At 74.1% G+C, this 12337-nt stretch carries 9 protein-coding genes; 3 read left to right on the forward strand and 6 right to left on the reverse strand.

The window, feature by feature from the left end; genetic code table 11:
• Window positions 1-226 precede the first annotated feature (226 nt).
• The 5 genes from NAEX_RS01280 to NAEX_RS01300 are packed head-to-tail and all read right to left on the reverse strand — an operon-like array spanning window position 227 to window position 7664.
• Window positions 227-2059, reverse strand: coding sequence for a HEAT repeat domain-containing protein (locus NAEX_RS01280; protein WP_096325479.1), 1833 nt, complete (start codon window positions 2057-2059; stop codon window positions 227-229).
• On the reverse strand, window positions 2056-3657 hold the full coding sequence (locus tag NAEX_RS01285; RefSeq protein WP_096325480.1) for a hypothetical protein: 1602 nt from the start codon (window positions 3655-3657) through the stop codon (window positions 2056-2058). Before NAEX_RS01285 ends, NAEX_RS01280 begins: the two co-directional genes overlap by 4 nt.
• 16 nt (window positions 3658-3673) lie before the next feature.
• Window positions 3674-4861, reverse strand: a complete 1188-nt coding sequence (locus NAEX_RS01290; protein ID WP_096325702.1) for an AAA family ATPase — start codon at window positions 4859-4861, stop codon at window positions 3674-3676.
• A 2-nt stretch (window positions 4862-4863) separates the two neighbouring features.
• Complete coding sequence (locus NAEX_RS01295; RefSeq protein ID WP_096325703.1) at window positions 4864-6060, reverse strand: hypothetical protein; 1197 nt, start codon at window positions 6058-6060, stop codon at window positions 4864-4866.
• Window positions 6057-7664 carry a hypothetical protein gene (locus NAEX_RS01300; protein ID WP_096325704.1) on the reverse strand — a complete coding sequence of 536 codons (1608 nt, stop codon included), beginning with the start codon at window positions 7662-7664 and terminating at the stop codon, window positions 6057-6059. The genes NAEX_RS01295 and NAEX_RS01300 overlap by 4 nt, the downstream gene beginning before the upstream one ends.
• A 476-nt stretch (window positions 7665-8140) precedes the next feature.
• Between NAEX_RS01300 and NAEX_RS01305 the strand changes: the two genes are divergently transcribed.
• The 3 genes from NAEX_RS01305 to NAEX_RS01315 all read left to right on the forward strand — a co-directional run bounded on the left by NAEX_RS01305 (window position 8141) and on the right by NAEX_RS01315 (window position 11770).
• Window positions 8141-9481, forward strand: coding sequence for an FHA domain-containing protein (locus NAEX_RS01305; protein ID WP_096325705.1), 1341 nt, complete (start codon window positions 8141-8143; stop codon window positions 9479-9481).
• 252 nt (window positions 9482-9733) lie between these two features.
• The gene (locus tag NAEX_RS01310) at window positions 9734-11083 is read left to right on the forward strand and encodes a serine/threonine-protein kinase (RefSeq protein ID WP_170135357.1); all 1350 of its coding nucleotides are present in this window, start codon (window positions 9734-9736) and stop codon (window positions 11081-11083) included.
• A gap of 57 nt (window positions 11084-11140) precedes the next feature.
• Window positions 11141-11770, forward strand: a complete 630-nt coding sequence (locus NAEX_RS01315; protein WP_096325707.1) for a DUF6250 domain-containing protein — start codon at window positions 11141-11143, stop codon at window positions 11768-11770.
• Between the two features lie 290 nt (window positions 11771-12060).
• Here the strand turns inward: NAEX_RS01315 and NAEX_RS01320 are convergent, their stop codons facing one another.
• Window positions 12061-12330 (reverse strand): UBP-type zinc finger domain-containing protein, encoded by a 270-nt coding sequence (locus NAEX_RS01320; protein WP_096325708.1) that lies wholly within the window; start codon window positions 12328-12330, stop codon window positions 12061-12063.
• Window positions 12331-12337: the final 7 nt, after the last annotated feature.

A 12337-nucleotide genomic window follows, 5' to 3' on the forward strand; every position in this document is an offset into this window, starting at 1 on the left:
ACCGACGCTGCCCACATTCCTCGCGAATGCGTGAACCCGCCGCCGGCGCAGGCCCGCAGCGGGCGACCCCATTTCCCGCGCGCACCGGCGCGCGCCGGCCCGTCCGACGAGCGCGCGACGTCGTCGACTCGCAGGTGCTCCGGCACGGCTCGCGGGGATCGCCGCTGCAGTCGCGGCGGCGCGCGAGGCGACCGCGGTCCTCACTCGCCCGACAGCCGCCGCTCGCTCAGCGCAGCCGGTGCTCGAGCCGCTGGGCCGTGTCCTCGAGGACAGCCCGGTGCTCGGCCGGCACGAACTCGATCTGGCGGCGCAGGTACGGCAGGAGCTCCGAGTTGGGCAGCTCGCTGATCGCCGTGCTGGCGACCTTGACGAACGGCTGCTCGCCCTCGCGGAGGCGGTCGCACAGGAAGTCGAGCGCCTCGACGCTGCCGATCTTGCCGATGGCCGTCAGCGCGGCCTTGCGGGCCGCCTCCGGGTCGGGCAGGTCGCGGGCCTCGAAGATCCGGCGCAGCGGCTCGAACGCGTGGGGGAACACCAGCCGCTCGACCGAGGCCGCCGCGGCCTTGCGGACCGGCGCGCTCGGGTCGCGCAGCGCCTGCGACACCAGGCCGAAGCTGCGCTTGAAGCGGAGCGCGCCCATCGCCGCGGCCACCGACTCGCGCAGCGACGCGTCGCCGTGGCGGTACATCGCCTCGAGGCCGGCGATCACCGGGTAGGCGCGGACCGTCGCCAGGCTCTTGACGATCTCGAGCGGCGGCACCGCCTGGCCGCGGCGCTCGAGCTCGAGCACCAGCAGCAGCGCGTGGCGGCGCACGTAGTCGGGGAAGCGGCGGTCGGCCATCACCCCGGCGGCGACCAGCGCCGGATCGCCGCCGAGCTCCCACTCGGCCAGGTCGACGTACCAGACCTCCTCGTAGTCGGGCAGCTGGCGCAGGAACTCGGGCACCGGCATCGGCCGTGGCGCGTCCTGCGGCTGGTCGCCGAGGCGACGGATCAGCCGCAGCGCCCGCTCGCGGTTCTTGGCCGGCAGGTCGAGCGTGGTGATCTTGCGGTAGGCCTCGGCGACCTGGCGGAACGCCCGCACCGACGCGAACGCCTCGGCCGCGGCCAGGCACGCGTTCTCGATGATCTGCGGCGGGTGGCCGGCCGCCAGCGCCTCGGTCGCCGCCTTGATCCACGCCTCGGCGCTGCGCCAGCGCAGGTCGTCGGCGTAGGGCAGCCCCGAGCGGGTGCAGTAGTCGGCCGCCTCGCGCAGGATCGACGCCACCGCGTGGAACTCGCCGGCCTCGCGGGCCATGGCGATGAACGTCTCGTACAGGCGCAGCGCGTCGAGCTTGAGCCCGTCGTCGCGGAGGATCCGGACGCTGTTGAGGTAGCCCTCGGCGACGTTCTCGAACGCCCGCGTCTCCGAGCCGAGGCGGGCGATCAGCTGGTAGCAGTCGAACGCGCGCTCGCGCAGGCCCTCGCTCTCGAACGCGTCGGCGACCTCCTCGACGCTCGTCGTCGCGTCGGCGATCGCTTGCCGGGCGCGCTCGTGGCCGAGGCGGCGCAGGCACAGCGCGTAGTTGATCTTCATCAGCGCGCGCTCGTAGTCGCGGTCGACCAGCGCGTCGCCGGCGAGCATGCGGGCCCACAGCTGCGACGCGGCCGCGTCGTCGCCGGCGCGCTCGAGCGCGATCGCCCGGTGCACCGGCATCCCGCCGAGCTCGAACCACGAGGCCGCCGGGCGGTGCTGGCCCGCGCGCGACAGATAGATCGCGTACAGCCGCACCGTGCGGATCGCGTCGGCGTCGCCGGCCTGGGCCCGCTGCGCGTACAGCCGCATGATGTCGGGCCCCGGCATCTCGCGCGCGCCGAGGTACGACAGGCAGGCCATGCCCTCGCCCCAGTTGCCGGTCGCGCGCAGCGAGTCGACGTAGGCGCGCAGCCACTCCTCGTACTCGAAGTCGATGCGGTCGACGACCTGGACCAGCTGGCGCAGGTAGATCTGGGCGTCGGCGTGGCGGCCGGCCCGCAGCGCCCCCTCGGCGCGGATCCACAGCACGTTGGTGTCGATCACCGCCGCCTCCGTCCCTGGCCTTTCAGACCTGTCCCGGCGGACATGGTCTTCGGGCCACCCGTCTTGCGCCGGATCGGCTGGGCCTGGCGCTGGCCGGCCTCGACGTCGCTGATGATCTGGCGGGCGCGCTGGGCCCTTCGGCCGTGGCTGATCGCCTGGTCGTCGATCACGTGGACGCGGTAGAACAGGTCGAGGTAGCCGAGGTCGAGCACGCCCGAGCTCGGCAGGATGAACACCCCGTAGATCGGCGCGCGCGCGGCCAGGGCGGCGACGTCGTCGGGCGGCAGCTGGCACTCGCCGTGGGTCAGCAGGTAGACCAGCACCTTGCCGCCGCCGCCGCCCGAGCGGCGCGGGGCCGACAGCTCGGCGTTGATCTGGCGGATCACGCGGGCGTAGTTGCGGCCGTGCTCGGCGCGGAACTGCAGCACGTAGGGCACCTCGGCGTGGCCCTGCGCGCCGACCTTGACGCCCTCGTACAGGCGGCTGTCGAAGAAGCGGAGGATCACGTGCTCGCCGAGCAGCGCCAGCCGCTTGCACAGCGCCAGCGCCAGCCCGCGGGCGAACACCTCCCGCACCCCGCGCATCGACGCCGAGCCGTCGACCAGCACGTAGTGGGTGCGGTGCTCGTTCTCGACCTGCTTCTCGTGGGTGAAGTAGAACAGCTCGTCGTCGATGAACTTCTGCTCGAAGATGTCTTCGTCGTAGGCGAGCTGCGACAGCTCGAGGTCGTCGACCCCGCCGAAGCGCTCGATCGACGCGTAGCCGTCGATCGAGAACACCTGCTGGCCGGCCTCGCGCTTGACCTCGAGGATCGACGGCAGCAGCTCCATCGAGAAGTCGATCACGTCGGCCAGGGCCGGGCTGACCATCACGTTGTAGAGGTCGGCCAGGTCGACGCCCGCGGCCGCCTCGCCGGGCCCGCCGCGGAACAGGCCGAACAGGCGCAGCGCGTCGACGTCGATCTGCTCGACCGCCAGCAGCGGCAAGAGCCGGTGCGTCGTCAGCGTCTGCAGCCACGCGATCGTCTGCCGCTGGTCGTAGCGGGTGTACGCCGAGCTCGGCTCGACCTTCGCGTAGTGGATCGCGTCGACCGGCAGCTCGATCGGCCGCAGCACCCGCACGTCGTCGGGCAGCTGCGGGACCACCGGCGCGAACACCCGCGCCAGGACCACGCCGATCATCTGGTCGCGGTGCTTCCAGCCGGCCTGCGCGCGCACCAGGTCGCTCTCGCCGAGCTCGACGAGCAGCCCGCGCCAGGCCTCGCACAGCTCCGACTCGGCGATGCCCTTGACCACCGGACCCGGGCCGCCGAGCCCCGTGATGAGGCAGCCGAGGTCGTGCAGCACCACCAGCGGCGCGGCCACGCCGAGGCGCGCGAGGATCCCCTGCCACACCAGCGCGCGCATCATCGCCAGCGCGCCGGCGCCGTCGATCTGCGACAGCGCCAGGCTGCCGACCTGGCGCTCGAGCTCGGCCACGTTCGGCGTCACCCGCGGCGCCTGGGCCGGCGCGCCGGCCGACGGTCGCGTCGACCGCGGCGCCGGGGCCTGAGGCGGGGCGGCGCGCGGCGGGACCGGGGGCTTGCGGACGTCGGCCATAAAAGGCGGGCCCCTCTCACGCGAAGCGGCTCGACGCGAACATCGTCTCGAGCAGCTTGTCGACCTCGCCGACCATGCGCTGGGCCGTGGGGCTGTCCTGCATGCGCAGCAGCGCCGCCTTGATGTCGCCGAGGTTGCGCAGCTGGCTGAACAGCTGCATGTCCGACAGCACCTGGCTGCCGGTGAGCGTCTCGCGGATCACCCGCAGCTCCTCGAGCAGGTCCTGCAGGCTCGTCGGCGTCGCGCCGATCCGGCCGTGGTCCGGGTGCGACTCGTACCAGCGATCGAGCACCGGGCCGACGATCTCCTGGAGAATCTCCTCCTGCTCCGGCGTGTTCCACACGTGGCGGAGGATGAACAGGTCGGCGTCGGTCACGTGGTCGCGGCCGTCGAACAGCGCCGAGCTGGCGAACAGCTTGAGCAGCTTGACCACGCGGCGGTCGGACAGGCCGATGCCCTCCGAGCGGATCTGGAACACCATGCCCTTGAAGGTGGTGAGGAACTCCTCGCTCATCTTCACGTGCTGGCCGAACTCTCGCTGCACCGACAGCAGCTCGGCGGCGGTCGCCACCTTGCGGCCGACCTGCTGGTCGGCCATCTGCTGCACCTCGAGCTGGATGCCCTTCTGCAGCAGGCCGCGGAAGTGATAGCTGTCGAGGTAGTCGCAGCGGACGCGCAGGAGGAAGCGGTCGAAGATGGCCGACAGCGCCTCGTCGGTCGGCACCTCGTTGCTCGCCGCGAAGAGGCTGATGAGCGGCACCCGCACCGTGTTGGTGCCGTGGGTGAAGCGGCGCGCGTTGACCAGCGTGAGCAGGCTGTTCAAGATGGCGCTGTTGGCCTTGAAGATCTCGTCGAGGAACACGACCTCGGCCTCGGGCAGCATCTTCTCGATGCGCCGGCGGTACGTGCCCTGGCGGAACGCCTGGATGTCGACCGGGCCGAAGATCTCGTTCGGCTCGGTGAAGCGGGTCAGCAAATAGTCGAAGAACCTGGCGTCGATCACCTGCGCGAACGCGCGGACGATCGCGCTCTTGGCGGTGCCGGGCGGACCGACCATCACCATGTGTTCGCCGGCCAGGGCCGAGATGAAGAGGAGGCGGATGATCTCCTCTTTGCCGAGGAACTGCTGCTCGAGCTGGCGCGCCCCGTCCTGCAGGCGGCGGGCGAGGTCGCTGATCGAGAAGGTGGCCGGGGTGGTGCTCATGGCTATTTTTCGGCTTTTACGACGCGCGGGACGAGCGTCGCCAGGAGATTTTCGACGACCGAGCGCGGGATGAGCTCGCCGAGGTGATCGATATACTCGATCCAGCGCCGCTCCACTTGCGCGTCGAAGCCGACGCTCGCGGGCCCGCCGAGCGGCGAGCCCAGCACCTCCCCCAGCGCGGGCAAGAGGAGCGGCAGCGCCAGGAACATCTGCACCGGCCGGTCGCGGCTGGTGGGCGCGACGCCGAGCCGGGCGCCGAGCTCGAGCACGCGGAGGAAGTGGACGTGGATGAGGGCGGCGACCAGGGCCGCGACGTCCTCGGGCCCGGCGCTGTCGGCGGGGGCCGGCAGGGCCAGCATCGGCCGGGCGCCGGCGGACTGCGCGCCCGTCGCTCCGGCGGTCGGCGTCGGCCCGGACAGCGGGCGGCCGGTCAGCGAGAACAGGAGCGAGCCGAGGACCGTGCCGCCGATCTCGATCCAGTGCCGCGACGACGCCCACGCGTGGCAGACCGCGCGGGCGAACGCGCGGTGGCGCAAAAAGCCCGCGCCCTCGAGCGGGCTGTAGCCCGGCGGGGCCATCAGCGGGCGCAGGAGGCAGGTCACCGGGCTGGCCCAAAGGACATCTTGTTGCAGCGCCGACACCTCGGGCGCGTGCGCGGTCGACCACCAGTTGATCGTCTCCTCGCGGACCGACAGCGCGCCCGGCACCGTCCAGCGCAGGCGCCTGCGCGGGATCTCCTGGCCGACGAAGCGCAGCTCGCCCTCGGCGCCGCTCAGGATCTGGTCCCGGCGCGACAGCTCCAGGAACGCCCCCACCGCCGCGTGGTTGGCCAGCGCCGCCGAGAAGCCTTCGGGCCGGCTGAACAGCAGCCAGTAGCGAGCGGCCGACTCGACGCGCCGCCAGGTCGCCTGGCGCGCCCACACGCGGCCGCGGTCGGGGTGGTCGAGCACGAGCAGGTTGTAGAGCGCCACCCACAGCGCCAGCTCCTCGGCCCCCGGCTCGTGCAAGTCGGGCTCGGCCACCAGCTGTTGCGCGCGCTGCAGGCGGAGCGCCGCCACCTCGCTGGCGCGCAGCGTCGCCAGCTCTCCGGCCATCGCCCGGAAGTCGGCCGGCCGCACCGGTGCGGCCACGTGGACCGTCCCGCCCCCGAGCAGGGGCGCCACGAAGCGCGCGCAGAACTCGCCGAGGTCCCGGGTCACGACTCTCGCCCCGGCGGCAGCTCCGGCGTCCCGCTCGCCTCCTCGACCGCCGGCCGCCCCGCGCGCGCCGCCTCGCCGAAGCCCCACAGCGCGAAGCGGCCGAGCCGCTCGTTGAGCAGCGTCGCCGGCCCCGACGACGGCATCTCCGACGGGCTCGCCTCGATCACCGCCAGCTCGAGCCGGCTCATCATCGCCGCGTCCAGCGGCGCCAGGTGGTCGGGCCGCAGGCGCAGCGGGCTCTGATCTGTCCCGAGGAACAGGGCGTGGTCGGCCGCCTCGAGCCCGAGCAGCTCGCGCACCAGCTGCGGGCGCACGTGCGGCCACAGCTCGAACCCGTCGGGCACCAGCACCCCCGGCGCGACCTCGACGATGCGCATCCCCAGCGGGATGATCGCCGCCGCGCCGACGCCCGCGGCCAGCCCGGCCGCGCCCCCCAGCGACGACCCGGTCAGCACCAGCATCCCTTGCGGCAGCACCGCCAGCCGGGCCGCCGCCAGCGCCATCGGCGGGATCAGATAAATCAATCGCCGCAGCAGGCCCGCCTGCTCCCAGCGGATCAGCGCCCCGCGGGGCTCGCGGATCGACGCTGTCGGCCGCAGCCGCAGCTCGACCTTCAGCGCCTGCACCGCGGTGCCGCGGGCGTCGCCCGGCTCGTGCGCGCGGGCGGCCACGTCGCTGCGCACGAGGTGGGCCCCGTCGATGAACTGCGGCGCCCCGTCGAGCCGCTCGACCCGGCCGACGCGGCCGCGGAACAGGTACATCTCGTCGCCCGGCAGGCACGACGACGCCGACGCCAGGTGGATCGGGTGGCGGTACCCGATCTCGACCGCCGCCCGCTGCGACACCGGCGCCAGCAGCTCGACCCCCGGGATCCCGTGCAGCACGTCGAGCACCTGCCCGCTCGGCTGGCGCAGCCGCAGCAGCAGGCTGGCCCGGCGCTCGCCGGCCAGCGCCACGCGGACCCCCGCGAGCGGCACCTGGTTGCCCCACAAGTAGCTCAGAATCCTGTCCGAAAGGCCAGGTGCCACCAGCACCAGGGCGATCTCGTGCAGCCCGCACAGCTGCGGGTCGGAGGCGATGCCCGCGAGCGGCAGCGGGATCTGGCGCAGCGACAGCCGCTGAATCAGCTCGACCGGGTCGAGGCGGTCGAGGGCGCGGTAGCGCGCCGTGACGTCGTGGTCGACCACCACGACCTCCTCGGGGCTGGCGGCGGTGGTCGTCCCGCCGGCGAGGTCGTAGCCGAACGGGGCCATGCGGTCGCGGTAGCGGACGAACACCGTGCCGCTGCCGGTGAACAGCTGCCCGTGGACCGCCAGCGACAGCCGGGCCAGGCGGTCGAGCGCGTAGCTGTCGGCCCCGGCGCAGCGCATCAGCAGCGCATGGCCGCCCCCGTCACGGCGGGCCCGCTCGATCGTCATCGTCGGGATCAGCTCGTCGAGGCTGCACTCCTCGCTGTACGCCCCGAGGAACGCCACCAGGCGGTCGAGGGACGGGAACGCCACCAGCGTCTCGCGCCCGCACGCGACCCCGCGGGCGTCCGGCGCCAGACCCTGGAGATGAAAGCGCGTCTGGCCGGCGGCGATCGGCTCGAGCAGGGCGGGCATCGGGACCGGGAGTGTAGCCGCTCCCCTGCGGACCATCTACGGCGTCGTTTCGGCCGCCAGCCCCCGCGTGCAGCGGGATCGCGCTCCCCGCCGCGACGGCGACGACAGCCGGGACGCGATCGCCACGCCCCTCGCCCGCCGCGCGCAACCCACGACCACGACCCGAGCCGAGCCGGCGTCCGCAGCCCCTCGCGTGACGACACCGGCCTCGCGGGCCGCGATTCCCGCTGCTCACCCGACATCTCTCGCCCGACTCGCATCCCGATCCGCGAAGCCCCGGCTCCCGCGCCGCCGCATCGGGCGAGCCTGCAGCTCTCGACCTCGACCGATTTCCCTGCGCGCCCCGACGCATCGCCTGCCGCGGTGACGCGCCTCGCCAGCCGACCTCACCGAGCGCTCGCTTCGCATCGGCGCCTGACGGGCCGCCGGAGCCGTCGCGCGGCGTCCGGGTCCCGGCGTGTTAGCATCGGCGTTGCTTGTCCCGCCCGAGCAAGCCGCGTCCGCCGCCGCCGCCGCCTCCGCCTGCCCTGCGTCCGCCCGCGGCCGCGCTCGACACGCCGGCCCGCCCCGGCCACGGCGACGGCCTCGCCCGCGCGCGGGCCCTCGAGCACACCGGCGACCACGCCCGCGCCGCCGCGCTGCGCCTCGAATACGCCCACACCCTGTGCGGCACGGCCCAGCGGATCGCCCTCCTGCGCGAGGGCGCCGCGCGTCACTCCGGCGCCACGGAGGAGGGCCGCAGCCTCCACCAGGCGCTCGCCGAGACCCTGCTGCGCCACGCCGAATTCATGGAAGACGGCGCCCCGCGGCGGGCCATCCTCATGGAGGCCGCGCGCGCGCTCGAGGAGGCCGACCAGGGCGCCATCGCCGGCGAGATCTACGAGCGCCTCCACATGCTGCGCCGCGCCGCCGTCGCCTACGAGCGGGCCGGCGCCGTCACTCAGCTCGAGTACGTGCTCGGCCTCATCGACCGCATCGAGCACGCCGAGGCGGAGCTCCAGCGGGCCAGCGACGAGATCGACGCCGCCCTGCGCGAGGGTCGGCGGTTCTTCGCCCACGGCCTGTTGCAGGAGCACCTGCAGGACGCGCGGACCACCCGCGGCCCGCTCGCGCACAGCGGCGCCCCGCTGCTGCGCGCCGCCCTCGCCCGTGTCCAGGCCGACCTCGGCGTCGCCCTCCCGCGCGGCCAGCGGGTCGACCTGCGCTGGGGGACAGGTCAGGTCACCCGCGTCGTCCTGCGGGCCGACCTGCGGCTCGGGCGCTCGCCCGACGTCGAGCTCAGCCTCGGCGGCGCCAGCCTCTCGCGCGAGCACGCCGCCTTGCGGCTCGAGGCCATCGCCGCGCCCGGCAGCGCCGGCCCCCACGAGGTCGAGCTGGCCGTCGCCCTCGTCGACCTCGGCTCGCGCGCCGGCACCTTCTGGCGCGGCGAGGCGCTCGCGCCGGGCGAGCCCGTCGCCCTCGAGGGCCCCGGCGAGCTCGCTCTCGGCCTGTCCGCCGCCCGCCTCGAGGTCCACCCGCTCCCGCGCGAGCGCGGCGAGCTGGGCGCCCTCCTGCGCCCGCTCGGCCAGGGCGCCGCCGCCCCGTGGACCCTTTACCTGCCCGGCGGCGGCCCGCTGTGGCTCGCCCCCGACCGACCGATCCCCGCCGTCCTCGAGCTGCGCCCGCCCTTCATCGCCGTGCGGATCGCCGCCGGCGTGCGCGCCCAGCTCGGCCAGGAGCCGCTCGGCCCCGGCGCCAGCATCGAGCTCCTCCACGGCGACCGCCTCCACCTCGACCTGCCCGACGGCCGCCTGACGCTCGAGATCTCGATGACCTGACCTTTCGCGCCTGCCTCTGGGGACATGCCCTCTGGCGCCTGTCCCTTCAACCTTGTCCCTTCGCGCCTGTCCTTTCGAACCTGTCCCATCGGATACCCGGCCCCGCGCCGGCGCGCTCGCTCCCACCCACTCTCGCGCCCCCCTCTCGCTCCGCCCGCCGGCTGTCTCGCTCAGTCCCCGCCCGCGCCAGCGCTCTCGCTCCGCTCGCGCCGGCCTCTCGCGCCGCCCCTCACCTGTCCCTTCGACCCGCCCATGCCGATCGAGCCCCTCCGCGGCGACATCCGCGCCGATCCAGCCCTCGACCACCAGCTGCGGGCCGTGCTCGCGCGCCTGTCCGAGGGCGCCGAGCTGCCGCGCGAGCTGCCGGGGATCGCCGCGCTCGCGCGTCGGCTGGTCGAGGGCGCCCCGGCTTCGGAGATCGATCGCCAGATCCGCGACCTCAGCCACGCCGGCTACGTCCGCGGCGCGCTCGTCAGCCTCGCCGCGCACCTGCGCCTGCGCCCGCGCCCGGACCTCGTCCTCGTCCTCGCGCGCGAGCTCTGCGACGCCCTCGCGCCCGACCTCGGCGTCGAGCTCGCGCGCGCCGCCCTCGCCCTGCCCGAGGTCGAGGACAGCCGCTGGCAGCCGACCGGCGCCTACGCGGCCGCCAACCTCCTGCTCGGGGACACCTTGCTCGACCGCGGCGACCCGCTCGGCGCCCTGCGTCACTTCGAGGCGTTGCTCGCCGTCGACATCGACCACGCCCGCGCCCTGCGCGGCTGGAGCACCGCCCAGCGCCGGCTCGGCCGCGGGGGCGCCCACGCCAGCCGCGGCCTCGCCCTGCTCGAGGGCCTCGACGCCACCGAGCTGGTCGCCGGCCTCGGCGTCGACCGCTACGAGCTCGGCCGCCCGCTCGGCCGCGGCCGCCACGCCGTCGTCTACCAGGCCTTCGACCGCCGCGTCGGCCGCGACGTCGCCATCAAGCGCCTGGTCGCCGAGGGCAGCGACGGCCGCCTCGTCAGCGCCCGCTTCTTCGCCGAGGCGCGCACCCTCGCCCGCGTCCGCAGCCCGCACGTCGTCGCCCTGCTCGACGTCCAGCCCGCGCACCGCTTCGTCGCCCTCAGCCTGTGCCGCGGCGGCAACCTGCGGGTCGCCGTGCGCAAGCGCCTGCTCGGCCCCGCCGATCTGCCGCGGGTCGGCGCCCAGATCGTCAGCGCCCTGCGGGCCGTGCACGCCGCCGGCGCCGTCCACCGCGACATCAAGCCGGCCAACATCCTCGTCCGCGAGGCCCGCGAGGGCTCGCCGGTGGCCCTCGCCGACTTCGGCCTCGCCCTCGCCGACCCGCGCTCGGGCAGCGGCCACGCCGGCACCCTGCGCTACCTCGCCCCCGAGCTGCGCAGCCCCGGCCCGGCCGCCCGCGCCACCCCGGCCTCCGACCTGTTCAGCGCCGGCGTCGTCCTGCTCGAGCTCGCCCTCCACCCCCAGCCGCTCCCCGCCGTGTTCGACCAGATCGGCGCCGCCGCCTTCGACCCCGAAGAACATGTCCCGAAGGACCTGCCCGACGGCTGGACCGACCGCCTCGTCCGCATGCTCGGCCCCGACCTCGCCGCCCGCGCCGGCTGACGTGGCCCTCCGCACATGTCCTCTCCGACCTTTCCCTTCGGACCTGTTCCTTCCGCCATGCGCCGCCTCGCCCCGCTCCTCACGCTCGTCCTCGCCTGCGAGGAGCTGCCGCGCACCTACAGCAGCGCCGGCCCGGCCCAGCTGCTGTTCGCCGACCGCTTCGACGGCCCCGAGCTCGGCCCGGCGTGGAAATCGACCGGCCCCGGCGCGCGCCTCGAGAACGGCGAGCTCGTGACCGAGGGCCTGCGCAACCACCCGCTGTGGCTGACCCTGCCGCTGCCGGACAACGTGCGCGTCGAGTTCGACGCCCGCGCCGCCACTGACGAGGGCGACATCAAGGTCGAGCTCGCGGGCGACGGCAAGAGCTTCGCGCGCAGCGCCAGCTACACCGCCACCGGCTACGTCATCATCTTCGGCGGCTGGAACAACACCACCAGCGCGATCGTCCGCCGCGACGAGCACGGCGGCGATCGCAAGACCACGCAGTCGCTCAAGGTCGAGGCCAATAAGCGCTACCACTTCGCCATCACCCGCCGCGACGGCGCGATCCGGTGGGAGCTCGACGGCCAGGAGGTCCTCGCCTACGACGACCCCGAGCCGCTGACCGGCCCGGCGCAGCGCCACTTCGCCTTCGGCGGCTGGGAGGCCCGCGTCGCCTTCGACAACCTCGAGGTGTTCGCGCTGTGAGGAATTACCTTTCACCTACAGCGAGATCCTGGCCGAGGGGCGGCCACTTCGCCGAGCCCTACCCCGACGACCTCGACTGGAACGACCCCGACGGGATGGGAGAGTGGGAAGACCAGGTCTACCACCGCTTCGTGCTCCAGCGACTGCCCGAACATCGAGCCGATGTTCGACGACGTGCGCCTCCGGATCGCCCCGTGCATCGCCCGTGTGCGCTCGCACCTCGGGCTATAGAAAACCTGCCGGCGCAGCGCTCGCCTGTCGAGCGCCGACGAGCAGGAAATCACGCGGCTTCACCCCGGCTCGAAGCCGACCTCGTCGACGTAGCACCAGAACCACCGCTCGCCCGGCTCGAGCGAGCGCATGATCGCGTGCTGCGTCGCGTGGAAGTGGGCCGTCGCGTGCTTGTGCTTCGACGAGTCGCAGCAGCCGACCTTCCCGCAGGTCATGCACAGGCGCAGGTGGACCCATGCGTCGCCGAGCTCGAGGCACGCCTCGCAGCCGCGGGTGTGCGGGCGGACGTCGTGGATCGGGTCGAGGTGGGAACAGATCTCTTTCGCCATGGCTCGA

Source organism: Nannocystis exedens (assembly GCF_002343915.1).
Classification (GTDB): Bacteria; Myxococcota_A; Polyangia; order Nannocystales; family Nannocystaceae; genus Nannocystis; species Nannocystis exedens.

Coding starts and splice junctions, on each gene's coding strand:
- NAEX_RS01310 (WP_170135357.1), top strand. CDS start 9,734: ATGCCGATCGAGCCCCTCCGCGGCGACATCCGCGCCGATCCAGCCCTC.
- NAEX_RS01285 (WP_096325480.1), bottom strand. CDS start 3,657: ATGGCCGACGTCCGCAAGCCCCCGGTCCCGCCGCGCGCCGCCCCGCCT.
- NAEX_RS01320 (WP_096325708.1), bottom strand. CDS start 12,330: ATGGCGAAAGAGATCTGTTCCCACCTCGACCCGATCCACGACGTCCGC.
- NAEX_RS01290 (WP_096325702.1), bottom strand. CDS start 4,861: ATGAGCACCACCCCGGCCACCTTCTCGATCAGCGACCTCGCCCGCCGC.
- NAEX_RS01300 (WP_096325704.1), bottom strand. CDS start 7,664: ATGCCCGCCCTGCTCGAGCCGATCGCCGCCGGCCAGACGCGCTTTCAT.
- NAEX_RS01315 (WP_096325707.1), top strand. CDS start 11,141: ATGCGCCGCCTCGCCCCGCTCCTCACGCTCGTCCTCGCCTGCGAGGAG.